29 protein-coding genes are annotated in these 22,981 nt (G+C 33.1%); 3 read left to right on the top strand and 26 right to left on the bottom strand.

The window, feature by feature from the left end:
• Nucleotides 1-11 precede the first annotated feature (11 nt).
• From rpsE to rpsL, 26 genes are all read right to left on the bottom strand, one after another.
• The gene (gene rpsE, locus N2251_RS01965; RefSeq protein WP_101903633.1) at nt 12-536 is read right to left on the bottom strand and encodes a 30S ribosomal protein S5; all 525 of its coding nucleotides are present in this window, start codon (nt 534-536) and stop codon (nt 12-14) included.
• An 8-nt stretch (nt 537-544) separates the two neighbouring features.
• Nucleotides 545-895: a 50S ribosomal protein L18 gene (gene rplR / locus N2251_RS01960; protein ID WP_260585021.1), complete on the bottom strand. Its 351-nt coding sequence runs from the start codon at nt 893-895 to the stop codon at nt 545-547.
• Between the two features lie 18 nt (nt 896-913).
• Nucleotides 914-1,459 (bottom strand): 50S ribosomal protein L6, encoded by a 546-nt coding sequence (rplF, locus tag N2251_RS01955; RefSeq protein ID WP_260585020.1) that lies wholly within the window; start codon nt 1,457-1,459, stop codon nt 914-916.
• A gap of 12 nt (nt 1,460-1,471) precedes the next feature.
• The gene (gene rpsH, locus N2251_RS01950) at nt 1,472-1,870 is read right to left on the bottom strand and encodes a 30S ribosomal protein S8 (RefSeq protein ID WP_260585019.1); all 399 of its coding nucleotides are present in this window, start codon (nt 1,868-1,870) and stop codon (nt 1,472-1,474) included.
• A 241-nt stretch (nt 1,871-2,111) separates the two neighbouring features.
• The gene (locus N2251_RS01945) at nt 2,112-2,714 is read right to left on the bottom strand and encodes a hypothetical protein (protein WP_260585017.1); all 603 of its coding nucleotides are present in this window, start codon (nt 2,712-2,714) and stop codon (nt 2,112-2,114) included.
• The gene (locus N2251_RS01940; protein ID WP_260585015.1) at nt 2,711-3,208 is read right to left on the bottom strand and encodes a hypothetical protein; all 498 of its coding nucleotides are present in this window, start codon (nt 3,206-3,208) and stop codon (nt 2,711-2,713) included. The genes N2251_RS01945 and N2251_RS01940 overlap by 4 nt, the downstream gene beginning before the upstream one ends.
• A gap of 60 nt (nt 3,209-3,268) precedes the next feature.
• Nucleotides 3,269-3,973 (bottom strand): hypothetical protein, encoded by a 705-nt coding sequence (locus tag N2251_RS01935; RefSeq protein ID WP_260585014.1) that lies wholly within the window; start codon nt 3,971-3,973, stop codon nt 3,269-3,271.
• Nucleotides 3,974-4,000: 27 nt separating this feature from the next.
• Nucleotides 4,001-4,906: a helix-turn-helix transcriptional regulator gene (locus N2251_RS01930; RefSeq protein WP_260585013.1), complete on the bottom strand. Its 906-nt coding sequence runs from the start codon at nt 4,904-4,906 to the stop codon at nt 4,001-4,003.
• A 126-nt stretch (nt 4,907-5,032) separates the two neighbouring features.
• Nucleotides 5,033-5,302, bottom strand: a complete 270-nt coding sequence (gene rpsN, locus N2251_RS01925) for a 30S ribosomal protein S14 (protein ID WP_028887463.1) — start codon at nt 5,300-5,302, stop codon at nt 5,033-5,035.
• 5 nt (nt 5,303-5,307) lie between these two features.
• Nucleotides 5,308-5,859: a 50S ribosomal protein L5 gene (gene rplE, locus N2251_RS01920; protein WP_260585011.1), complete on the bottom strand. Its 552-nt coding sequence runs from the start codon at nt 5,857-5,859 to the stop codon at nt 5,308-5,310.
• 2 nt (nt 5,860-5,861) lie between these two features.
• Complete coding sequence (gene rplX / locus N2251_RS01915) at nt 5,862-6,170, bottom strand: 50S ribosomal protein L24 (protein WP_260585010.1); 309 nt, start codon at nt 6,168-6,170, stop codon at nt 5,862-5,864.
• A gap of 12 nt (nt 6,171-6,182) precedes the next feature.
• Nucleotides 6,183-6,551 carry a 50S ribosomal protein L14 gene (gene rplN / locus N2251_RS01910; protein ID WP_218771186.1) on the bottom strand — a complete coding sequence of 123 codons (369 nt, stop codon included), beginning with the start codon at nt 6,549-6,551 and terminating at the stop codon, nt 6,183-6,185.
• Between the two features lies 1 nt (nt 6,552).
• The gene (gene rpsQ, locus N2251_RS01905) at nt 6,553-6,810 is read right to left on the bottom strand and encodes a 30S ribosomal protein S17 (protein ID WP_068703444.1); all 258 of its coding nucleotides are present in this window, start codon (nt 6,808-6,810) and stop codon (nt 6,553-6,555) included.
• A gap of 18 nt (nt 6,811-6,828) precedes the next feature.
• Nucleotides 6,829-7,020, bottom strand: a complete 192-nt coding sequence (rpmC, locus tag N2251_RS01900; RefSeq protein WP_028887468.1) for a 50S ribosomal protein L29 — start codon at nt 7,018-7,020, stop codon at nt 6,829-6,831.
• Between the two features lie 11 nt (nt 7,021-7,031).
• Nucleotides 7,032-7,463, bottom strand: coding sequence for a 50S ribosomal protein L16 (gene rplP, locus N2251_RS01895; RefSeq protein ID WP_218771188.1), 432 nt, complete (start codon nt 7,461-7,463; stop codon nt 7,032-7,034).
• A 22-nt stretch (nt 7,464-7,485) separates the two neighbouring features.
• On the bottom strand, nt 7,486-8,208 hold the full coding sequence (gene rpsC, locus N2251_RS01890) for a 30S ribosomal protein S3 (protein ID WP_260585004.1): 723 nt from the start codon (nt 8,206-8,208) through the stop codon (nt 7,486-7,488).
• 11 nt (nt 8,209-8,219) lie between these two features.
• Complete coding sequence (gene rplV, locus N2251_RS01885) at nt 8,220-8,624, bottom strand: 50S ribosomal protein L22 (protein WP_260585003.1); 405 nt, start codon at nt 8,622-8,624, stop codon at nt 8,220-8,222.
• Nucleotides 8,625-8,633: 9 nt separating this feature from the next.
• Nucleotides 8,634-8,912 (bottom strand): 30S ribosomal protein S19, encoded by a 279-nt coding sequence (gene rpsS, locus N2251_RS01880; RefSeq protein WP_028887472.1) that lies wholly within the window; start codon nt 8,910-8,912, stop codon nt 8,634-8,636.
• Between the two features lie 3 nt (nt 8,913-8,915).
• Nucleotides 8,916-9,740 carry a 50S ribosomal protein L2 gene (gene rplB, locus N2251_RS01875; RefSeq protein WP_260585001.1) on the bottom strand — a complete coding sequence of 275 codons (825 nt, stop codon included), beginning with the start codon at nt 9,738-9,740 and terminating at the stop codon, nt 8,916-8,918.
• 11 nt (nt 9,741-9,751) lie between these two features.
• Complete coding sequence (gene rplW, locus N2251_RS01870) at nt 9,752-10,042, bottom strand: 50S ribosomal protein L23 (RefSeq protein WP_260584999.1); 291 nt, start codon at nt 10,040-10,042, stop codon at nt 9,752-9,754.
• 8 nt (nt 10,043-10,050) lie between these two features.
• Nucleotides 10,051-10,680, bottom strand: a complete 630-nt coding sequence (rplD, locus tag N2251_RS01865) for a 50S ribosomal protein L4 (protein ID WP_260584998.1) — start codon at nt 10,678-10,680, stop codon at nt 10,051-10,053.
• Nucleotides 10,680-11,297, bottom strand: a complete 618-nt coding sequence (rplC, locus tag N2251_RS01860) for a 50S ribosomal protein L3 (protein WP_260584997.1) — start codon at nt 11,295-11,297, stop codon at nt 10,680-10,682. The genes rplD and rplC overlap by 1 nt, the downstream gene beginning before the upstream one ends.
• A gap of 286 nt (nt 11,298-11,583) precedes the next feature.
• A complete protein-coding gene (gene rpsJ, locus N2251_RS01855) occupies nt 11,584-11,889 on the bottom strand; it encodes a 30S ribosomal protein S10 (RefSeq protein ID WP_024740605.1) in 306 nt (101 codons plus the stop codon).
• Nucleotides 11,890-11,901: 12 nt separating this feature from the next.
• Nucleotides 11,902-14,019, bottom strand: a complete 2,118-nt coding sequence (fusA, locus tag N2251_RS01850) for an elongation factor G (protein WP_260584986.1) — start codon at nt 14,017-14,019, stop codon at nt 11,902-11,904.
• Nucleotides 14,020-14,022: 3 nt separating this feature from the next.
• Nucleotides 14,023-14,499 (bottom strand): 30S ribosomal protein S7, encoded by a 477-nt coding sequence (gene rpsG / locus N2251_RS01845; RefSeq protein WP_260584985.1) that lies wholly within the window; start codon nt 14,497-14,499, stop codon nt 14,023-14,025.
• A 32-nt stretch (nt 14,500-14,531) separates the two neighbouring features.
• Nucleotides 14,532-14,906, bottom strand: a complete 375-nt coding sequence (rpsL, locus tag N2251_RS01840) for a 30S ribosomal protein S12 (protein WP_028887479.1) — start codon at nt 14,904-14,906, stop codon at nt 14,532-14,534.
• 321 nt (nt 14,907-15,227) lie between these two features.
• On the opposite strand from rpsL, the gene N2251_RS01835 reads away from it, so the two are divergent.
• From N2251_RS01835 to N2251_RS01825, 3 genes are all read left to right on the top strand, one after another.
• Complete coding sequence (locus N2251_RS01835) at nt 15,228-18,314, top strand: SusC/RagA family TonB-linked outer membrane protein (RefSeq protein ID WP_260584980.1); 3,087 nt, start codon at nt 15,228-15,230, stop codon at nt 18,312-18,314.
• A 5-nt stretch (nt 18,315-18,319) separates the two neighbouring features.
• Nucleotides 18,320-19,780 carry a RagB/SusD family nutrient uptake outer membrane protein gene (locus N2251_RS01830; protein WP_260584979.1) on the top strand — a complete coding sequence of 487 codons (1,461 nt, stop codon included), beginning with the start codon at nt 18,320-18,322 and terminating at the stop codon, nt 19,778-19,780.
• A gap of 165 nt (nt 19,781-19,945) precedes the next feature.
• Nucleotides 19,946-22,981, top strand: a complete 3,036-nt coding sequence (locus N2251_RS01825; RefSeq protein ID WP_260584978.1) for a SusC/RagA family TonB-linked outer membrane protein — start codon at nt 19,946-19,948, stop codon at nt 22,979-22,981.

Below are 22,981 nucleotides of genomic sequence, written 5' to 3'. Positions count from 1 at the left end.
CGTCTTAAATTTTAACCGTTAAAAACTTTCTCTAAAGAAATACCTCTTTGCTTAGCAATAGTTGCAGCATTACGTAATTGTAATAAAGCATCAAAAGTTGCTTTTACAACATTGTGAGGGTTTGATGATCCTTGAGACTTTGATAATACGTCTTTAACACCAACTGATTCCAATACTGAACGTACTGCACCACCGGCGATAACTCCCGTACCATGTGAGGCTGGCTTGATAAATACTTTCGCACCACCAAATTTACCTTTTTGTTCGTGAGGTAAAGTTCCATCTAAAAGAGGAATTCTTACTAAACTCTTCTTAGCGTCTTCTATTGCCTTAGCAATTGCAGAAGCAACATCTTTAGATTTTCCTAATCCATGACCTACAACTCCGTTACCATCTCCAACTATTACAATTGCAGAGAAACCAAATGCTCTACCACCTTTAGTTACTTTGGTAACACGCTGTACACCTACTAATTTATCTACAAGCTCTAATCCGCTTGGTTTTACTCTTTCTACGTTTTTATATCCTAACATAATATAATTTCTTAAAATTTTAAACCAGCTTCTCTAGCAGCTTCTGCTAATACTTTAATTCTACCGTGGTATAAAAACCCATTTCTATCGAAAGAAATAGTTTCAACACCTTTACCAGCAGCTTTTTCAGCAATTGCTTTACCTACTGCAGTAGCAGCTTCTGTTTTAGAACCAGATGTAATTTCTTTATCTCTTGATGATGCAGATGCTAATGTTACACCAGCAACGTCATCAATTAATTGAGCATAGATTTCTTTGTTACTTCTAAAAACTGATAACCTAGGTTTAGCAGCTGTTCCTGTAACGATTTTTCTAATTCTATACTTAATTCGTTGTCTTCTTTCAAGCTTTGATAATGCCATAATAATTTCTCTTATTTATTATGCAGATTTACCTGCTTTTCTTCTTAATACTTCTCCTACAAACTTAATTCCTTTTCCTTTATATGGCTCTGGAGCACGGAAAGAACGAATTTTAGCTGCAACTTGACCAACTAATTGCTTATCAAATGAAGATAATTTAATGATTGGATTTTTACCTTTTTCAGATATTGTTTCAACCTTAACTTCTTTTGCTAAATTTAAAACAATGTTATGAGAAAAACCTAAAGCTAAATCTAATTTTTGCCCTTGGTTAGATGCTCTATAACCTACACCTACTAATTCTAATTCCTTAGTATAACCATTAGAAACACCTTCAATCATGTTACTGATTAAAGCACGATATAAACCGTGTGCTGCTCTATGATCTTTACTATCTGATGTTCTTTCAACTGTTAAAACACCATCTTCAATTTTTGCAGTAATTTCAGATTTTAACTCTTGAGTTAATTCTCCTAATTTACCTTTTACTGTAACCACATTTCCGTCTACTTTAACTTCAACACCTTGTGGTAATGCGATTGGATTTTTTCCTATTCTACTCATCGTACAAAGTGATTAATAAACGTAACATAATACTTCACCACCAACGTTTTCTTGTTTAGCTTTTTTGTTTGTCATTACACCTCTAGATGTAGAAACAATAGCAATACCTAAACCGTTTAATACTCTTGGCATCTCTTTCGAGCCAACGTATTTACGTAAACCTGGTGTTGAAATTCTTTGAATTTTTCTGATTACTGATTCTTTCGTATCACGATCATATTTTAAAGCTATCTTGATTGTTCCCTGAACTTTATCGTCATTGAACTGGTAGCTTAAAACATAACCTTGATCGAACAAAATTTTCGTCATTTCCTTCTTCAATTTTGAAGCAGGAATCTCGACTACTCGGTGATTTGCTGCGATAGCATTTCTAACTCGAGTAAGAAAATCCGCGATTGGATCTGTATACATAATTAATTAAATTTCGGTTTTGGTATTCAATAAACGCTATTTACAGTATGAAAATCAGCAATTATTAAACCTGAAACCAGTTAATATTCATTTTTTGTTTTCTAGATAAATCTCATAAGCATTATACTTTTTAGTAGTATTTACTTACAAGGCATAATTTACCCTATAAAAACAGAATGCAAATATACATAAATTTATTAGAAATCCATCATTTTGAAGTCTTATCATTTTGAGTCTTAATTTATTGACTAATTGTCATAAAAAAACTAAAAATCATTCTTATTTTCTGTTTTATTTTTTCGTAGACTAATTCGATTTTTCCTCTTTTCATTGATAGTCCTGATTTTTCCCAAACCATATAATGAAATTGATCCATAATACTTATACTCTGTTTCCCATGTGAGTCTCTAAAAGTATCCAAATCAACAATAAATACTTTGTTCGCTAATTGTTGAAACTCATTTTTAATGGATAAAATTTTTGGCCTATTCGATCCTAATTCAAAATAAAAAGGCATCGTAAAAATCATTGTAAAGTCCTTTTTACTCTCTTTAAGAAACAGTGCAATGGTTCTTGCTAAAGCTACTCCTGCTTTTTCTCTGTCTTTAGCATATGATAATCCAAAAATAAAAACATACTCTCTATCTAAAGTAAAGTAGTTTAAATATTTATTTGTGTCATGTAAATCTGTTTTTATCTTTCTACATTTAGCATCAACAATAATAGCATCATTATCAATAATCAAAAAATCTGCATTCTTTTCATATTTAATAAAAGGTTCAATACTATTAATACCCGCACCACCTAATCCTACAAAACATCTTTTTTTACTTAAATTTTTCATATCAATTTTATTAAGTTTTTTAATATTTTAATTGTAACGGGCAAGTTCATCAAGTCTTTTTTATTCTTTACTCGATAATCTCCTTGTAGTTTTACTAAACTCATTATACGCCCTAAATGACCAATCTCTTTTACATTTATTTTTTGATCACTTGCTTTATCTAATATCTTTTTAACAAAAAAGTCTCGTTTTAATTTACGGTTGTCTTCTTCATTATCAGAAAGACAAAAAGTTAATGTGTCTTGATGAATTTTAATGAATAAATTTAAATTTTGATTGTCAAACGTAGTTTTTGAACAAGCATAACTAAACATGAAGTATCCGCCTTTTGTTATTCGAACGTATGCTGTTTTTCCTAGAAGTTCTTTTTCTAAATCTTTATAAAAAAAAAACCAACAATCTGAACACCAATTTTGCAAAGGTGTTAGATTGTAGTTTGTATTATTACTTGTTTTTAAAGAATTTAAATTTCTTTGCAGATAATTATTTGCCATAAATTATTTTTTTTCAAAAATAAAATAGGACTCAGTCAAACAATGTCACTGAAAAAAGAATTAAAATAATTCTCTCCAAAATTTGCCCGCATTAATAATTTCAGAACAGTACACTGCTCTAGTTTTAATAAAATAAGAAGGGTGATACGGATAAATAACTAGTTTTTCTTTAGAAATAGGATAGTAATGTGTGTTATTAGTGTTTTCATCAACAATTTTTCTTTCCTTTAAATCCCAACCTATTTCTTTCAATTTTTCATAATCAAAAAACTTTAATGTACCACCGAAAATTATAATATTAGGATTGTACACTGCTATTTGTTTTAACAAGAGAGCTTCATTTTCTTGATATGCTTGTTTGATTTCTGAATCTTTTGACTCTCCTTCGCCACCAGTCTTTTTTATATTAATATATGCTATCTCTTCACCTACTCCATAAACTTCAAGTTTTTCTGCTACAGGTAAATTGTCATAATCCATTTCTGATAATAGTCCATATGAAATATAAAACATACGTCTAAACAATTCATATGATACTGTATTCTCTTTAGTTCCTATCTTTTTTTCGATATCTTCTATTGACAAATAGCTTTGATAAGTCCATCCTATATCTGAAGAATTTGGTTCTTTCAAAACCCATAAAATACGGGTATGAGCTTTTGCATATTTATCAGTATTAATAATACCGTCAACTATAGAATTACTGTCTTTTTCTATAATATCTTTCTTAATTTCTTCTTGAATTTTTGTGTAATCTTTTATCATAATTTGTTATTTATTAAAGGTAAGTTTTTAATTATATTTCTCACTCATTTCATTAATTATACCTCTCAACTTATCTATAAGCTCAGGTGGTTTATGTATTGTGATACGATCACCATAAGATAATAGCTTATAAACTAATTCATCTCCTAGTTTAACATATATAGAAAACTGAACTTCATCAGCTGTTTTATTTTCAATTATCTGTGAATAATGTAATGGTAAACTATTGAAATATTTAGCTTGAATTGTAGTTGTTGTGAATATGACTTTGTGTGGATTTAAATGTGCATCTAATGAAACACCAAAATTGAATTTATACAATTCTTTTATGCTGATAAAAGAAGAATACTCAAAATAAGTATCAGTTACCGACAATAAAGAAATTCTATCTAAGGCGTAAGTCCTTAATTTATTCTGTTCATTTAAAGCAAGTAAATACCACCTACTATTAATTTCTTTTAATCCATAAGGAGATACATTTCTCTCATTTTTTGTTTCTTCCCAATATTTTTCATAAATAAAAACGATTTTTTTTCGGTTTTTGATCGCAAATATTATTCCCTTAAAGTATTCAGTTCCTTTTTTAAATTTCTCTTCTAAAAACAAATAATTTTTGTATTCTTCTTGGGTTTTATATAATTCAATTAAATCATAGGTTTCTAGCATCTCACTAAAATTACTAAACTCATCAGAGTAAATAAAATAACCTTTCTCTTTTCGTGAATAACAGATATCAATATTAAAAATTAAACGTATTTCTTTAAGATCTCTTTGCAAAGTTCTCTTTGAAAATCCCAAATGAAAAGAATCTTGTTGAAAATGATATGAATCATTCTTCAAATATTCAAACAAAACATTATATGAAGGATAGTCTCCTTTTTTAACACGTTTAATTATCCTTAAAAATCTACTTATATATTCTTTTTTAGCCATTGTATCTATAATCTATTCCAAAAATAATAACTAAAACGACAATTTACGTCGTTTATAAAAAATATCACAAAAAAAAGGTGTACAATTTTAATTGTACACCTTTTAATTTTATATAAAAACTTACTGTTACCAGCTCGCTTTTTTAACACCTGGAATTAATCCTTGGTTAGCCATTTCACGAAAAGTAACACGTGAAACTCCGAACTGACGCATATATCCTTTAGGACGTCCCGTTAACTTACAACGGTTATGCATTCTTACCGGAGAAGCATTTTTTGGTAACTTCTGTAATGCTTCATAATCTCCAGCTTCTTTTAAAGCTTTTCTTTTTTCAGCATATTTAGCAACCGTTTTAGCTCTTTTGCGCTCACGCGCTTTCATTGATTCTTTAGCCATGTCTCTTAGTTCTTTTTAAATGGTAAACCTAATTCTCCTAATAATGATTTAGCTTCTTTATCAGTGTTTGCAGATGTTACAAAAGTAATATCCATACCACTAATCTTTTTTACTTGATCAATATTAATTTCAGGGTAAATGATTTGTTCAGTAATTCCTAAATTGTAATTACCTCTACCATCAAAACCATTCGCTTTGATTCCGTTAAAATCTCTTACACGTGGTAAAGAAGCGGTAACCAATCTATCTAAAAATTCGTACATTTTAACTCCTCTTAACGTAACTTTTGCACCAATTGGCATACCCTTACGTAATTTAAAGTTTGCAACATCTTTCTTAGATATCGTTGAAACTGCTTTTTGACCTGTAATTGTAGTTAACTCGTCAATAGCGTATTCAATTAATTTCTTATCTGCTATAGCTGCACCAACACCTTTACTTACAACAATCTTTTGTAATTTAGGTACTTGCATTACATTACTATAACCGAATTCTTCAGTAAGAGCACTTATAACTCTGCTCTTGTACTCTTCTTTTAATCTTGGTACGTAACTCATTGTTATATTGCTTTATCTGATTTTTTTGAAAATCTAACTTTCTTATCTCCTTCTACTTTATAACCAACTTTTACAGCTTCACCGTTTTCGATTAACGCTAAGTTTGATATATGTAAAGAAGCTTCTTTTTTTACAATTCCTCCTTGAGGACTAGCAGCACTTGGCTTAGTGTGTTTAGACACCATATTAACACCTTCTACTAACACCCTGTCCTTATCTCTAAGGATTTGTAAAACTTTCCCTTCCGATCCTTTGTGATCTCCTGCTAATACTCTAACAGTATCTCCTGATTTAATTTTGAACTTCTTCATCTTAATGTCGATTTAAAGCACTTCAGGTGCTAATGATACTATCTTCATAAATTGCTTATCACGTAATTCACGGGCAACAGGACCAAATACACGAGTTCCTCTCATTTCCTCTGTAGGATTTAAAAGTACACAAGCATTATCATCAAATCTGATGTATGATCCGTCTTTACGTCTAATTTCCTTTTTAGTACGAACAACAACTGCGCGAGATACTTGACCTTTTTTAACACTTCCGTTTGGAGATGTAGACTTTACAGTTACTACAATTTTATCTCCAACGCTAGCGTAACGCTTTCTTGTTCCTCCTAAAACTCTTATCACTAAAACTTCTTTTGCTCCAGTGTTATCTGCGACTCTTAATCTTGATTCTGTCTGTAACATATTATTTAGCTCTTTCTAAGATTTCTACTAATCTCCAACGTTTAGATTTACTCATAGGACGTGTTTCCATTATCCTAACTGTATCTCCTTCGTTGCAGTCGTTATTCTCGTCATGTGCAACGTACTTTTTCGTCTTTAATACGAATTTACCATACATTGGGTGCTTGGTTCTTTTTACCTCATTAACAACAATAGATTTCTCCATTTTGCTACTAGATACTACACCTATTCTCTCTTTTCTAAGATTTCTTTTTTCCATCTTTAAAACTGACTAGAATTATTGTAATTCTCTTTTAGTTAACTCTGTAGCAATTCTTGCTACAGTTTTTCTTAAGCTTTTAATCTGCATTGGGTTTTCCAATGGAGTTATGGCGTGAGCCATCTTAAGATCCGTATAATTTTTCTTTAACGTCACTAACCTTCCTTGTAAGTCGGTAGTGGTTAATTCTTTAATTTCTGATTGTTTCATTGTATATAGAATTAAGCGTTAAAATCAAAATCTCTTGCAATAACAAACTTCGTTTTCACTGGAAGTTTCTGTGCAGCTAAACGTAAAGCTTCTTTTGCCACATCCATTGGTACTCCACCAATTTCAAACAAAATTCTACCTGGTTTAATAACTGACACAAAATGGTCAGGAGCACCTTTACCTTTACCCATACGTACTTCTAATGGCTTCTTAGTAATAGGCTTGTCTGGAAATATCTTAATCCAAAGCTGTCCTTCTCTCTTCATGTGACGAGTTGCCGCAATACGAGCTGCCTCTATTTGGCGAGAGGTAAGTAAATTCTGATCTAATGATTTGATACCAAACATTCCGTTAGAAAGTTGAGCACCTCTACCAGAGTTACCTTTCATATTTCCTTTCGCCTTCTGTACCTTACGGTATTTTACTCTTTTTGGCTGTAACATTTTTAATTTCTAATTTTAAAAATTATTTTCTTCTGCGAGGTTGTTGACGTTTGTTTCCACCACCTTTATTAGCACCACCTTTTTGTTTAGATAATCCTACTAATGGAGATAATTCACGTTTTCCATAAACCTCACCTTTCATGATCCATACCTTAATACCTAATCTTCCGTATTGTGTATGTGCCTCAACAAGTGCGTAATCAATGTCTGCTCTAAAAGTAGAAAGAGGAATTCTTCCTTCTTTATAATGCTCAGAACGTGCCATTTCTGCTCCATTTAAACGACCAGAAATTTGGACTTTAATCCCTTCTGAATTCATTCTCATTGCTGCAGTAATAGCCATTTTAGTAGCACGCTTGTAAGAAATTCTATTTTCAATTTGACGAGCAATACTAGCTGCTACTAATTTAGCATCTAATTCTGGACGCTTAATTTCAAAAATGTTAATTTGAACTTCTTTTCCTGTAATTTTCTTAAGCTCTTCTTTTAACTTGTCTACCTCTTGACCTCCTTTACCAATAATGATACCTGGACGTGCAGTAGTGATAGTAACGGTTACAAGTTTAAGCGTACGCTCAATAATTACTCTTGATACACTTGCTTTAAATAATCTAGCATTAATATACTTTCTTATTTTGTCATCTTCAGCTAATTTATCTCCGTAGTCATTTCCACCATACCAGTTAGATTCCCATCCTCTGATAATTCCTAAACGATTTCCTATTGGATTTGTTTTTTGTCCCATTTCTACTTTGATTAATTACTTTTATTTTTAGCTCCTAACTCTAAAGTAACGTGATTAGAACGCTTACGAATTCTATGTGCACGCCCCTGTGGAGCTGGTCTTAATCTTTTTAACATACCTGCGCTATCTACAAAAATAGACTTAACGAATAATCCAGCATCTTCGATACTTGCATCTTCATTCTTAGCTTGCCAGTTTGCTATTGCAGACATTAACAATTTCTCTAAGTTTCTTGATGCTTCTTTTGAACTAAACTTTAAGATTTGTAAAGCCTTTTCAACCTCTACTCCTCTTACTAAATCTGCTACCAAACGCATTTTTCTTGGTGATGTAGGACAATTAGTTATTTTAGCGAAAGCTTTAGACTTTCTTGCTTCTTTTAACTGTGTTGCCATGTTATGTTTACGACTTCCCATAATTTCCTACTATTTTTTACCTTTATTTTTTGCACCAGCGTGCCCTCTAAAAGAACGTGTTGGTGAAAATTCGCCTAATTTATGACCTACCATGTTTTCAGTAACGTAAACTGGTACAAACTGACGTCCGTTATGAACAGCAATTGTTTGCCCAACGAAATCTGGAGTAATCATACTTGCTCTTGACCAAGTTTTGATAACTGATTTGCTCTCAGTTTCAACGTTAGTTAACACTTTTTTCTCTAACTTATAGTGAACGAAAGGTCCTTTTTTTAATGATCTTGCCATGGTTTATTTCTTTCTACGTTCTATAATATACTTATTACTAGCTTTAGTTTTAGATCTAGTCTTAAACCCTTTAGCCGGAATACCGTTTCTTGATCTTGGATGCCCTCCTGAAGAACGTCCTTCACCACCACCCATTGGGTGATCAACTGGATTCATACGTACAGCGTTAACTCTTGGTCTTCTACCTAACCATCTAGATCTACCAGCTTTACCAGAAACTAGTAATTGGTGATCTGAATTAGATACAACCCCGATTGTTGCCATACAAGTTAACAAGATTAATCTTGTTTCACCTGAAGGTAACTTAACTGTTGCATACTTACCATCTCTTGCCATTAATTGAGCAAATGAACCTGCAGAACGAGCCATAACAGCTCCTTGACCTGGGTGTAACTCAATACATGAAATTGTAGTACCTAAAGGAATTTCGCTTAAATATAAAGCATTCCCCACTTCTGGAGCTAATCCTTTACCTGAAACGATTACTTGACCTACTTTTAAACCGTTTTGTGCAATTACATAACGCTTTTCACCATCAGCATAACTAAGTAAAGCAATAAATGCAGTACGATTTGGATCGTACTCTATAGTTTTTACTGTTGCAGGGATACCTTGTTTATTTCTTTTGAAATCAATAATACGGTATTTTTGTTTATGACCACCACCAATGTTACGTGTTGTCATTCTACCCTGGTTGTTTCGACCTCCAGATCGTTTTTTCGGAGCAAGTAAACTTTTCTCCGGCTTATCAGTTGTTATGGTGTCGAACCCATTTACAACTCTAAAACGCTGACCTGGTGTTATTGGTTTTAATTTTCTAACTGACATTTTGTCTTTTCTTAAAGATTGTTATAAAAATCAATAGTCTCTCCTTCAGCTAACTGAACGATTGCCTTTTTGTATCCACTAGTTATCCCTGTTACTAAACCTTTTTTAGTGTGCTTAGTATTTCTTTGAAGAGGATAGTTCATGGTTTTAACAGACTTAATTGTTACACCATAAGTAGCTTCTACAGCTCCTCTGATTTCTAATTTATTAGCCTTACTATTCACAACAAATGCATAACGATTAAATACCTCGCTATCTTTTGTTGCTTTTTCCGTAATAATAGGTTTAATTAAAATACTCATATCTTTCCCTATTTACTTAAGTTAATTTGAATTCCTTCTAAAGAGCTTTCAGAAATAACTACTTTATTAGCGTTTAAAACACTGTAAGTATTAACTCCTGTAGCATTTACTACTTTAGATCCTTTTATGTTACGAGATGATAAGTAAACATTGTTACTTTCGTCTCCTAATACGAATAAAGATTTTTTAGTATCTAACTCTAAAGCTTTTAAAACATTGATAAATTCTTTAGTTTTTGGAGTTTCAAAATTGAAATCTTCAACAATTACTAAATTACTATCTTTTGCTTGAATACTTAAAGCAGACTTACGCGCTAAACGCTTTAAGTTTTTATTTAACTTAAAAGAATAACTTCTTGGTCTTGGTCCAAACATACGTCCACCACCTCTGAAAACTCCAGATTTGATTGAACCCGCACGTGCTGTACCTGTTCCTTTTTGCTTCTTAATCTTTCTTGTACTACCAGCGATTTCAGCTCTTTCTTTAGACTTGTGAGTTCCTTGTCTTTGATTCGCCAAGTACTGCTTTACATCTAAATAAATTGCGTGATCGTTTGGTTCAATACCAAATACCTCGTTAGAAAGTTCAACTTTTCTACCGGTATCTTTTCCTGTAATATCTAAAACTGCTACTTTCATTATTTTTCGATAGTTACAAAAGTATTCTTGTGACCAGGAATTGCTCCTTTTACTACGATAAGATTCTTATCAGCAACCACTTTTAATACTTTTAAATTTTGAACTTTTACTTTGTCTCCACCCATACGACCTGCCATTCGCATTCCTTTGAATACTCTTGCAGGATATGATGCAGCACCAATCGAACCAGGAGCTCTTAAACGGTTATGTTGACCGTGCGTTGCTTGACCAACACCGGCAAATCCATGACGCTTAACAACACCTTGAAAACCTTTACCTTTAGAAACCCCAGAAACATCTACGAATTCTCCTTCAGTAAAGTGCTCAACAGTAATTGAATCACCTAATTTATACTCTCCGTCAAACCCTTGAAATTCAATGACTTTTTTCTTAGCAGATGTACCAGCTTTTTTAAAGTGTCCATCTAAAGCTTTATTAGAGCTTTTTGCTTTTTTGTCATCGAAACCAAGTTGTAACGCACTATAGCCGTCTACCTCTTCGGTTCTGACTTGGGTAACCACGCATGGCCCTGCTTCGATTACAGTACAAGGAATATTCTTCCCGTTCTCATCGAATAAGCTGGTCATACCTACTTTTCTACCTATTAACCCAGACATACTTGTTAATTTTAAGACGATAGATTTTATTTATCCAGCGCGTCTATTAATAATAATTATTTTGAAACAAATGTTTCAGTTTTTTCCTTTAAATTTCACACAAAAAAAAGAGCGAAAAACATCTTCACCCTGAATTTGTTTTTACCATTTTTCCTTCGCGAAACCCTCAGGACATGTTAAATACTGAATAAATCAGCATTTTTACACCGCAGAACGTTAATTCCGGTGCGCAAAAGTATAAAAAACTTTCGGTTTAAAAAAATTAAACCGAAAGTTAGTTATTTACTTATACTTTAATCTCAACTTCAACTCCACTTGGTAACTCAAGTTTCATTAAAGCATCAATAGTTTTCGAAGAAGAACTATAAATGTCTAATAATCTTTTGTAAGCAGATAATTGAAATTGTTCTCTAGATTTTTTGTTTACGTGTGGTGAACGTAATACTGTAAAAATCTTTTTATTTGTTGGTAAAGGAATAGGACCGTTAACTACAGCTCCTGTTGACTTTACTGTCTTTACGATTTTTTCAGCAGACTTATCTACTAAGTTATAATCGTAAGATTTTAATTTAATTCTAATTTTTTGGCTCATCTTAATATCTTATTAACCTTTAGATTTTGCTATTACATCTTCAGAAACATTTGATGGAGTTTCTGCGTAGTGAGAAAATTCCATAGTAGAAGTAGCTCTACCAGAAGACATTGTTCTTAAAGCTGTTACATATCCGAACATTTCAGATAATGGAACTAATGCTTTTACAACTTTAGATCCAGCACGATCACTCATGTCGTTAACCTGACCTCTTCTTCTGTTTAAATCTCCTACGATATCTCCCATGTTTTCTTCAGGAGTTAACACTTCAACTTTCATTAATGGCTCCATAATTCTGGCTTTAGCAGCTTTTGCAGCAGCTTTATAACCCATTTTTGCAGCTAACTCAAAAGATAATGCATCAGAATCCACAGGGTGGAAAGATCCATCTCTTAAAGTTACTTTCATTGAATCCATTTCGTATCCAGCTAAAGGACCGTTCTTCATAGCTTCTTTGAATCCTTTCTCTACAGAAGGAACAAATTCTTTAGGAACGTTACCACCTTTAATTACAGACTCAAATACTAAACCTTGAACACCTTCTTCAGCAGGCTCCATAGTAAATGCTATATCAGCAAATTTACCACGTCCACCAGATTGCTTTTTGAAAACTTCTCTATGTTCAGCTGCTGCTGTAATTGCTTCTTTATATTCTACCTGAGGCTGACCTTCGTTAACTTCTACCTTGAATTCACGTTTTAAACGATCAACAATAATATCTAAGTGTAACTCACCCATTCCAGAAATAATAGTCTGTCCTGAAGCTTCATCTGTTCTTACAGTAAATGTAGGATCTTCTTCTGCTAATTTTGCTAAAGACATACCTAATTTATCAACATCTGCTTTAGTTTTAGGCTCAACCGCGATACCAATTACTGGATCTGGGAAGTCCATAGATTCTAAAACAATAGGATGCTTTTCATCAGATAAAGTATCTCCTGTTTTAATAGATTTAAAACCTACTGCTGCACCGATATCTCCTGCCTCAATGAAAGGGATAGCGTTTTGCTTGTTAGCATGCATTTGATAGATACGAGAGATACGTTCTTTTTTACCTGAACGGTTGTTTAGAACATACGACCCTGCATCTAATCTACCTGAATAAGATCTAAAAAATGCTAAACGACCTACGAAAGGATCAGTAGCAATTTTAAATGCTAAAGCAGCGAAAGGCTCCTTTACATCTGGCTTACGAGAAATCTCTTCACCATTATCTGGGTTAGTACCAACGATTGCTTCCTTATCTAAAGGAGAAGGTAAATAACGACAAACAGCATCTAATAAGAACTGTACACCTTTATTTTTAAACGCTGATCCACAAATCATAGGAATGATAGACATATCCATAACTGCAGCACGAAGCGCAGCATGCACTTCTTCTTCAGTAATAGAGTCTTCATCTTCCATGAATTTCTCTAAAAGATTCTCATCATAAGCAGCAACTTCTTCAATAAGTTTACCTCTTAATTCAGCAGCTTCTTCTTTTAATTCTTCTGGTATATCTACGATATCGAAAGTAGCCCCTTGTGTAGCATCATGCCATACTATAGCACGGTTCTTCACTAAATCTACAATACCTTTAAACTCATCTTCATCACCAATGTTCATAACAATTGGCACTGCGTTTGACTTTAACATATCCTTAACCTGCTGACATACTGCCATAAAGTTAGATCCTTGACGGTCCATTTTATTAACGAAACCGATACGTGGTACTTTATAGTTATCAGCAAGTCTCCAGTTAGTTTCAGATTGAGGCTCAACACCATCAACTGCACTAAATAAGAAAACTAATCCATCAAGTACTCTTAACGAACGGTTTACTTCTACTGTAAAATCAACGTGACCTGGAGTATCAATAATATTAAAGTGATATCCTTTTGTTTCATCTGTAGACTCACCATTGTTTAATGGGAATTTCCACTCACAAGTAGTAGCAGCAGAAGTAATTGTAATACCTCTTTCTTGCTCTTGCTCCATCCAGTCCATAGTTGCGGCACCATCATGCACCTCACCTATTTTATGACTAACACCTGTATAATACAATACACGTTCTGTCGTAGTGGTTTTACCTGCATCAATATGCGCAGCAATACCAATATTTCTAGTAAATTTTAAATCTCTAGCCATTTCTTAGAATCTAAAGTGTGAGAATGCTTTGTTAGCTTCAGCCATCTTATGAGTGTCTGTACGCTTTTTAACAGCAGCTCCTTCTTCTTTAGCCGCAGCTAAGATTTCAGCAGCTAAACGCTGTGCCATTGTTTTCTCATTACGCTTACGCGTATAAGTAATCATCCATTTAATTGCCATAGACACTTTACGGTCTGGGCGAATTTGCATTGGAATTTGGAATGTTGCTCCACCTACACGACGAGAACGAACTTCTACGTGTGGCATTACATTTGACAAACCATCTTTCCAAACCTCTAAGGCTGTTTTTTCCTCGTCAGTCTTCTTTTCGTTTACGATATCCATTGCATCGTAAAATACTTTAAAAGCTACAGATTTTTTACCGTCCCACATTAAGTTATTCACAAAACGTGTTACTAATTGGTCATTAAACCTTGGATCTGGTAAAAGAACTCTTTTTTTCGCTTTTCTTTTTCTCATGTCTTTACATTAAAAAAGTTAATTGATTGTTTTTACTTCTTTGGGCGTTTTGCACCGTACTTAGACCTACGTTGGGTTCTACCCTCAACTCCTGCAGTATCTAATGCACCACGTACTACGTGATACTTAACTCCTGGCAAATCTTTTACCCTTCCACCTCTAACTAATACTATCGAGTGCTCTTGCAAGTTGTGCCCTTCTCCTGGAATATACGCGTTAATTTCGTTACCATTTGTTAATCTTACCCTTGCAACCTTTCTCATCGCTGAGTTAGGTTTCTTAGGTGTAGTGGTATACACACGCGTACAAACTCCACGTCTCTGAGGACAAGCTTGTAATGCAGCCGATTTACTCTTCTTAGTTATTTTGGTTCTTCCTTTACGAACTAATTGTTGAATAGTTGGCATACTATTATTACTTGTTTTTAATTTGTACTAACATTACTCTTTTAAAAAGAGTGTGCAAATGTACAATTAATTTCTAATTATTCAAATACCAGTAAGTTATTTTTATTTTTAAACAGAACAACCTATCTATTATAGAGTAATTTTTCAAGAACCTAATTCACTACAAACCTCCCAAGAATACATTACAGAAATTAAATTAACCATTTATTATATGTTAAAAAAATGAATAAAATTTAATAATTTAATAAATAATACAAGAATTTGTTGTTTTTTTAAGATTTATTTAAGAGTTTTGACCAAACTAATTCAAATAATTACAAAATGAAAACAAAGTTTAATGGAGTTTTAACACTCTTCTTAGCGCTACTGGTTCAAATAACGTTTGCGCAGGAAAAAACAATCTCAGGTATTATTTCTGACGAGTCAGGACCACTACCAGGAGCAATGGTATTAAAAAAAGGCACAAATGTAAGTGCGGAAACTAATTTTGATGGGAAATACGCTATTAAAGCTAAAAATGGAGATGTCTTGATTTTTAGTTTTGTAGGCATGAAAACTACCACAAAAACAGTTAACACGTCAAATTCTATTAACATCTTCATGACAAGCGACAACGTTTTAAATGAAATCATTGTCTCTGGTGTTGCAGGTGGAACCTCTAGGAAAAAACTTTCTGTATCTGTTGCTAAAGTTAGTGCTAATAGACTAGAAGATGCACCTGTAAGCTCTGCAGCTAGTGCTTTACAAGGTAAAGTTGCCGGTGTTTCCGTTACAAACTTAGGGCAACCTGGTCAAGGTGCTAACATCATATTAAGAGGCGCTAAAAATCTATATGGCTCTCAAGAACCACTATACATAGTTGATGGAGCTTTTGTTGAAGGAGGACTTTCAGATATGAACGTTGACGATATTGCTTCTTTTGAAATTGTAAAAGGTGCATCTGCGTCTGCCCTATATGGCTCTAGAGCTGGTAACGGAGTTATTGTTATTTCTACTAAAAGAGGTAAAGTTGGTAAGACTGAAGTTACAATTAGATCCTCTATTGGCTTTCAAGAATTAGGCAACAAAATGGATTTAAATAAATCTCATGCATACACCTTAGCTTCAGATTGGGAATCTGCCAAAGGAATATACACAAAATACGATGGCGTTACATATCCTGCAAACTACAATGGTATTAGAAGTTCAGCTGTTATTGGAGGTAGATCTCTAGATACTGATCAATACGCTGACAACCCTTACGGTAAATATTCTGATTTTCAAGACGATTTTTTCAGAAAAGGCTTTAACAGAACATTATACACCTCTGTTTCTAGCGGTTCAGAAAAAGCTAGACTACTATTTTCATATGAAAACAGCAATGTAGAAGGTATATTGGTTGAAACAAAAGGATACGACAGGAATAGCTTTAGATTTAATGGTGATTTTGAAATCAATGACTGGCTAAGTTTCAACACTAGCAACAACCTCATATCTACTGTCGATAACACCCCTCCAAATGACGACGACCTTTATAGATCTGCAATTAGATTAAACCCTGATGTTTATGTATTTGAACAAAACCCTGATGGTCAACCTTATTACTACTTTCCTGATCAATGGCAATCTGAATTAACAAACCCTTTATACGATCTTTACAGCACAGAAAGAACTAGAAGAACTAGAAAATTTACTGGTAGTTATAAATTGAACATCAAATTAAATGATTATTTAGATTTAGATGGTGAATATGCTTTTGAAAATATTGACAGTAAATTAAGTCGACTTAACCCATATACTTCATTCACAAAAACAGCTGACCCTGTTGGGTTTGGGTACTCAAAAGGAGGTTTATATGAATCATTCTCTAATCGCTTAACTCAAAAAGCACAGCTTACCCTTAATTTCAAGAAGAGCTGGAATGACCTTAATCTAAAAAGTAAAATCAGCTACTTAATAGAAGATGGTAAATATGAATTTTTTGAAGCCAATGGAATTGATTTTTTATACCCTGGTATACCTTCTCTTGACAATTTCGACCCTTCTAATGTTTCTTCTGGGTCTGATAAGACTGATGAAAGAGCAAAAAACTTTTTTGCTATTGTAGGTCTTGATTATAAAGATAGATACATTTTTGATGCTATGTATAGACGAGATGGTTCTTCTTTATTTGGTGAAAATAATCAATGGGCTAGTTATTATAGAGTTTCGGGTGCATATCGTATAACCAAAGATATTGACATTCCAGGAGTCCAAGAATTAAAAGTACACTCTGCTTACGGAACTTCAGGACAAAGACCTGGATTTAATTGGCAATATGAACAAGTTGGAATTAGCGATGGTATTCTATCAACAGACAGAACCAAGGGTAATCCCAATTTAAAACCATCAAAAACTACAGAATTAGAAATAGGTTTAAACGCTAGTTTTTTAGATAGATTTAATCTTGAAGCTGTATACTCAAAATCAAAAACAGAAGATCAATTTATGTTAGTTGATTTATTTTCACCTGCAAATGCTGGTTTCAATCAACAATGGCAAAATGTAGGTACAGTAGATTTTAATACAATTGAAGCTACCTTAAATGCTAACGTAATAAAAACAGACGATTTGTCATGGGATGTTGGCGTAAACTTTTCTATGTCTAATAATCAAATAACCGCATTAAACGTCTCTCAACAAAAAGTTGGTCCAAATGATTTATTTTTAATAAAAGAAGGTGAAGAATTTGGCTCTATGTATGGTAGAAAATTTGTTACTACATTAGATCAAATGGCTCAACAACTCCCTACAGGTAATTCAATCACAGATTACTCTGTTAATTCAGATGGCATAGTTGTCTTAAAATCTTCTATTGGTACAACTACTGAAGCTGCAACTGCATTAGTTGACGCTAACGGAACAGCTGTTAGTGAAAAAATAGGGAACCAAAATGCAGATTTTAATTTAGGTTTAAATTCTAGTTTAAAATATAAAGGTTTCAAATTCTACATGCTTTGGGACTGGAAAAAGGGTGGTGACGTATACAACCGTAATAATCAATGGATTACTATTGACGGAAGAAGTGCTATGGTTGACCAAGCTGGCAAAAATGCTGCTAACAAGAAAACAATTCCATATTATGAAAGTCTGTATGACACAAATAATAGTAATGCCTTCTGGGTAGAAGACGGTAGTTATGTAAAATTACGAGAAGCTTCTATAGCGTACTCATTTGATGAATCACAACTTAACAAGATTGCTAAAGGATTTTTTAAATCGTTAAAATTAACTTTATCAGGTCAAAACTTATTGACTTTTACAGATTACAAAGGGTGGGATCCAGAAGTAAGCACTTTTAGTACTGATACTCAACAATACTTTTCTGTAGATTACGGAGTGTATCCTGTATCAAGATCTTATTCACTTGCAGTTCAATTAAAATTTTAAATATAATGAAAAATATAAAACACATAGTTTCTATTGTTGCCATATTCCTTTTTATAGGATGCGAGAATTTTGAAACTGATTTAGAAGTACAAAATTCTGAGAACCCTGACACAGCAACTTTAACGACTGATGTATCAGCTCTTGAAGCTTTATCAACCACTGTTATTTTTAATTGGTGGAATGCTAATCATCAATATTCAAATTTAGGTATTGCTTTAACTACAATGTCAGATGCAGCAACTTGCTCTTGGGGTAATGCAGGAATGAGAGATTTATCTAGCCAACCTAGAGTAGCTTACAACAATCAAGCTAGTTATGGTAACGCAGGTTTTAATGAAACTTTTTTTAATGCAATCTATTCTATTCTTAACGATTCAAATACATTAATACAAGCTGTAAACAATGGAACGGCTTTTGAAGACCCTAAGAGAATTGAAGCAATTGGTCGTTTTGGTCAAGCTCTTTCTGTTGGTTATGCAGCTTTAGTATACGACCAGGCTTGGTTATCAGATGAAAACGGTGCTTTAAACAACGGAAAACCGGTGGATTATAAAGACGCTATGGTTTTCGCTTTAGAAAAACTAGATTTAGCTATCTCAATAGCTGAAGCAAATAATTTCGACTTAGCAGCAAACACAATACCTGGACACACATATAATAGTGTAGATTTAGCTTCTTTTATGAACTCTATGGGAGCTAGAATGTTAACAATGAATGCTCGTAATACTACAGAGAGAGATGCAATAAACTGGACTAAAGTATTAGGTTACGCAAATAAAGGGATTTCTAGAGATTTTGAAGTGACGACAAATGCTGATACTATTTGGGATGATTACAAATGGGTTTTATGTCAATTTGGTTGGGCAAGAACAGATATGTATGCAATAAACTTAATGGATCCAAACACACCAAGTGTATGGCCAGCAGGAACAGTAACCATAGCTGAATCAACTAGTGCAGACGCTAGGCTCTTAAGTGATTATGAATATCTAACTAGTCAAGATTTTAACCCTGCAAGAGGTGATTATCATTATAGCTCATACAGATACAAAAGATATGACTTCTTTTTAGCTACTGAAGCAGAAAGCATGCCTGACTATACTGTATCTGAAAATGATATGTACAAAGCAGAAGCGATGTTAAGAACTAGCGATTTAACTGGGGCTGCTACTGTATTAAACATGGGCACAAGAAAGATTCGTGGTAATTTACCAGATGTTTCTTCAACTGATGCAATTGCAATTGCAAATGCTATACATTATGAAAGAATTATTGAGTTTCCTTTAACTGGTATGGCTTTACCTTTTTTTGAAATGAGAAAAGAAGGACTACTTCAAAAAGGCACTTTTTTACATTACCCTGTACCTGGAAAATCTTTAAACGCTGTTCCTTTACCAGTTTACACTTTTGGTGGAACTACAGGAACACCTGATATAGATTACTCAAACGGTGGTTGGGAAATATAACTAAACTATTAACAAAAATAAAGCTTAAGGAATTAGAACTCCTTGAGCTTTATTTGCTTTTTAAAAAGTAACTAAAAAACATTTACACATTCTTTTTTGTTAAAAAATTGTTTAATTGGGATAAAATTAAGACTTTAGCAGCTAATTAATTCAAATAATTATACAATGAAGACAAAGTTTAATGGGATTTTAACGCTGTTACTAGCGTTGGTTGTGCAAATATCCTTTGCACAAGACAAAACAATTTCAGGTACCGTTTCTGACGAATCAGGTCCTTTACCTGGGGTTACGGTAATGAAAAAAGGTACTACTCAAGGTGGTGAAACAAATTTTGATGGAAAATATACTATTAAAGCTAAAATTGGAGATGTTTTAGTATTTAGTTTTGTAGGTATGAAGATGTCAGAAAAAACTGTTGGAACATCTAACATGATTAATGTAATCATGGCTACAGACAATCAGCTTGAGGAAATTATAGTTTTAGGTTATACATCTAAATCTAAAAATGAATTAACTGGTAACGCTGTAACAATAAAAGCAGATCAAATTGAAAACGTACCTGTTTTATCAATTGACCAAGCTTTACAGGGAAAAGTTGCTGGATTACAAATATCTAGTACTTCTGGTACTCCAGGTGCTGTTCAAGACATTAGAATTCGTGGTGCTGGTTCATTAAGTGCTAGTAATTCTCCTTTATACGTTATTGACGGTGTACCTATGATATCTGGAGATTTTTCAGGATCAACTTCTAATAGTTCTTTAAGTGCTTTAGTTTCTGTAAACAGTAAAGATGTTGCTAGTATGACAGTATTAAAAGATGCTTCTGCTACAGCTGCATACGGTGCTAGAGGATCTAATGGTGTAATTTTAATTACAACAAAGAAAGGTAAAACAGGTAAAGCAAAATTTAGCTTTACAAGTTCTTTTGGTTATCAAAATGAAGCTAAAAACGATAGACGTGCTTTAACTGGTGCTGAAAGAGAAGAGTTATTGGTTGAATCTATATACCGTACATATGCTACCGTTGTTGGTTTAGCAGATATAGATGACGCAAGAGCTTTTACTTATGCTAATAACGTCGCAGGTGTTGCTGATTGGGACAAAAAAGAATATAATTGGGGTGGATTAGTTGAAAATAAAGACGCCATGATTAAAAATTATAACTTATCTGTTTCTGGTGGTTCAGAAAACACAAATTACTATGTGTCTTTAGGATATAACCAAACAGAAATGATTGTTATAGGTGATCCTTTTAAAAGAATTACTGGATCTTTAAACTTAAACACCAAATTAAGAGATAATTTAAAGTTAAGTCAATCAATTAACGTATCTAACTCTAAACAAAGACCAATATCAGAAGGGGGTTCTACATTTTCTAACCCTTATTTAACAAGATATTACATGAACCCTTTTTTCAGCCCTTATAATGCTGATGGGACCTATAATCTAGATATACCATTACACAATACTTTATATGGAAATTCGGTTGATGATGTATCTACTAAACTTACTCGATTTGGGAGTAATACTAAAATCGATTATGAATTTATAGAAAACTTAACTTTCTCTACTACAATTGGTTTAGATTTTGTTTTATCTGAATTCAAAGATTACAAAAACAGATATAACGGTGATGGTAGAGACGTAAACGGATACTCTCAATCTTCTGACACCAAGAACTTTAACTATGTTGTTCAGAATTCATTAAACTATAAGTTTAATGTAAATGATCATAATTTTGATGTTACAGCGCTGTTTGAATATCAAAAGAATCAAAGTAATTACTTATACGCATATGGTGAAAATTTTCCAACTGATGGTTTAACAAACATTGCTAGTGCAGGTGCAAATTATGAAGCTAGTTCATCTTTTACTGATTGGATTAACGTATCTTATTTAGGTATGTTGAATTATAATTATGACCAGAAATATATTTTAGACGCTACTTTTAGAAGAGAAGGTTCTTCAAGGTTTGGTTCTGGAAATAGATTTGGTAATTTTGGATCAGTTGGTGTTGCTTGGAATATTCATAAAGAAGATTTCTTATCAGATACTCAATTTAATTCTCTTAGATTAAGAGGTTCTTGGGGTATAACAGGTAACTCAGGAATAGCAACAAATTCATACCAAGCATTATTATCTTTTGATGCTGATTATGCAGGTAATGGAGCTTCTTATGCAAGTCAATTAGGTAATCCTTTATTAGCTTGGGAAAAAGGTACAACATATGATGTAGGACTAGATTTCGGACTGTATAACAACAGGTTAAGAGGTAACGTATCTTACTATAATAGAAAAACTTACGATTTATTACAAAGCGTTCCTTTATCAGCTACAACAGCCTTTTCAGGGCAAACTGCAAATATAGGAGAAGCTTTAAACACAGGTATTGAAGCAGAAATTAGCTATGATATAATAAATAATGATAATTTATTATGGTCTGTATCTGCAAACTATGGTACCGTTAAAAATGAAGTTACTAAACTTGCTAAAAATTCAATAGGTGAAGACATTAATCCTTTAGAAGGTAGCACGTATAAAGCAACTATAGTTGGTCAACCTATTTCTGGTTGGAACATGCGTACTTGGGCTGGAGTTGATCCTGCAACAGGTTCTCCTACATGGTATGTAGATGGTGTTAGTGGTGCTGTAACTTCTGATTACAATTCTGCTGCCAGAGTATACCAAGGAGCAAGTGCGTTACCTACTTATAACGGAGGTGTTTCTACTCATTTAAAATATAAAAGCTTTTTCTTAGATGCTTCTTTATATTTTACAGGAGGTCATAAAGTATATGAACAATATGCACAGCATTACTTTAGAACAAATAGTTTTACTTTAGCTAGTTATAATGGTACTTCTGAATTATTAGACAGATGGCAAAAACCTGGAGATATCACAAATGTTCCAAAACTTGCCTATGGCGGTTCTGATAATTTTCACTCAACAAGCTCAAGACACTTATATGACGGAGATTATCTTCGTTTAAGAGATGTTACTATTGGATTTGAATTTCCTGAAAGTGTTCTAAAAAACACTCCTATTGAATCTGTTACCCTTACAGCAAAAGCAACAAACTTATACACATGGGTAAAAGATAGTGGATTAAAATTAGATCCAGAAGTTCAAGCATCAGGTTACTCTTCACTAGTTACACCTCCTGTCAAATCAGTAGTATTTGGTATTAACATTAATTTTTAA

It is taken from the genome of Tenacibaculum haliotis (assembly GCF_025215075.1).
In the GTDB taxonomy this organism is placed as follows: Bacteria; Bacteroidota; Bacteroidia; order Flavobacteriales; family Flavobacteriaceae; genus Polaribacter; species Polaribacter haliotis_B.
This window is presented reverse-complemented; position numbering and strand designations above follow the sequence as displayed.

Excerpts from the sequence above, each read along its gene's own strand:
- rplR (WP_260585021.1), bottom strand. The coding sequence starts at position 895 with ATGGCATTATCAAAGCTTGAAAGAAGACAACGAATTAAGTATAGAATT.
- rplF (WP_260585020.1), bottom strand. The coding sequence starts at position 1,459 with ATGAGTAGAATAGGAAAAAATCCAATCGCATTACCACAAGGTGTTGAA.
- rpsH (WP_260585019.1), bottom strand. The coding sequence starts at position 1,870 with ATGTATACAGATCCAATCGCGGATTTTCTTACTCGAGTTAGAAATGCT.
- N2251_RS01945 (WP_260585017.1), bottom strand. The coding sequence starts at position 2,714 with ATGAAAAATTTAAGTAAAAAAAGATGTTTTGTAGGATTAGGTGGTGCG.
- N2251_RS01940 (WP_260585015.1), bottom strand. The coding sequence starts at position 3,208 with ATGGCAAATAATTATCTGCAAAGAAATTTAAATTCTTTAAAAACAAGT.
- N2251_RS01935 (WP_260585014.1), bottom strand. The coding sequence starts at position 3,973 with ATGATAAAAGATTACACAAAAATTCAAGAAGAAATTAAGAAAGATATT.
- N2251_RS01930 (WP_260585013.1), bottom strand. The coding sequence starts at position 4,906 with ATGGCTAAAAAAGAATATATAAGTAGATTTTTAAGGATAATTAAACGT.
- rpsN (WP_028887463.1), bottom strand. The coding sequence starts at position 5,302 with ATGGCTAAAGAATCAATGAAAGCGCGTGAGCGCAAAAGAGCTAAAACG.
- rplE (WP_260585011.1), bottom strand. The coding sequence starts at position 5,859 with ATGAGTTACGTACCAAGATTAAAAGAAGAGTACAAGAGCAGAGTTATA.
- rplX (WP_260585010.1), bottom strand. The coding sequence starts at position 6,170 with ATGAAGAAGTTCAAAATTAAATCAGGAGATACTGTTAGAGTATTAGCA.
- rplN (WP_218771186.1), bottom strand. The coding sequence starts at position 6,551 with ATGTTACAGACAGAATCAAGATTAAGAGTCGCAGATAACACTGGAGCA.
- rpsQ (WP_068703444.1), bottom strand. The coding sequence starts at position 6,810 with ATGGAAAAAAGAAATCTTAGAAAAGAGAGAATAGGTGTAGTATCTAGT.
- rpmC (WP_028887468.1), bottom strand. The coding sequence starts at position 7,020 with ATGAAACAATCAGAAATTAAAGAATTAACCACTACCGACTTACAAGGA.
- rplP (WP_218771188.1), bottom strand. The coding sequence starts at position 7,463 with ATGTTACAGCCAAAAAGAGTAAAATACCGTAAGGTACAGAAGGCGAAA.
- rpsC (WP_260585004.1), bottom strand. The coding sequence starts at position 8,208 with ATGGGACAAAAAACAAATCCAATAGGAAATCGTTTAGGAATTATCAGA.
- rplV (WP_260585003.1), bottom strand. The coding sequence starts at position 8,624 with ATGGGAAGTCGTAAACATAACATGGCAACACAGTTAAAAGAAGCAAGA.
- rpsS (WP_028887472.1), bottom strand. The coding sequence starts at position 8,912 with ATGGCAAGATCATTAAAAAAAGGACCTTTCGTTCACTATAAGTTAGAG.
- rplB (WP_260585001.1), bottom strand. The coding sequence starts at position 9,740 with ATGTCAGTTAGAAAATTAAAACCAATAACACCAGGTCAGCGTTTTAGA.
- rplW (WP_260584999.1), bottom strand. The coding sequence starts at position 10,042 with ATGAGTATTTTAATTAAACCTATTATTACGGAAAAAGCAACAAAAGAT.
- rplD (WP_260584998.1), bottom strand. The coding sequence starts at position 10,680 with ATGAAAGTAGCAGTTTTAGATATTACAGGAAAAGATACCGGTAGAAAA.
- rplC (WP_260584997.1), bottom strand. The coding sequence starts at position 11,297 with ATGTCTGGGTTAATAGGTAGAAAAGTAGGTATGACCAGCTTATTCGAT.
- rpsJ (WP_024740605.1), bottom strand. The coding sequence starts at position 11,889 with ATGAGCCAAAAAATTAGAATTAAATTAAAATCTTACGATTATAACTTA.
- fusA (WP_260584986.1), bottom strand. The coding sequence starts at position 14,019 with ATGGCTAGAGATTTAAAATTTACTAGAAATATTGGTATTGCTGCGCAT.
- rpsG (WP_260584985.1), bottom strand. The coding sequence starts at position 14,499 with ATGAGAAAAAGAAAAGCGAAAAAAAGAGTTCTTTTACCAGATCCAAGG.
- rpsL (WP_028887479.1), bottom strand. The coding sequence starts at position 14,906 with ATGCCAACTATTCAACAATTAGTTCGTAAAGGAAGAACCAAAATAACT.
- N2251_RS01835 (WP_260584980.1), top strand. The coding sequence starts at position 15,228 with ATGAAAACAAAGTTTAATGGAGTTTTAACACTCTTCTTAGCGCTACTG.
- N2251_RS01830 (WP_260584979.1), top strand. The coding sequence starts at position 18,320 with ATGAAAAATATAAAACACATAGTTTCTATTGTTGCCATATTCCTTTTT.
- N2251_RS01825 (WP_260584978.1), top strand. The coding sequence starts at position 19,946 with ATGAAGACAAAGTTTAATGGGATTTTAACGCTGTTACTAGCGTTGGTT.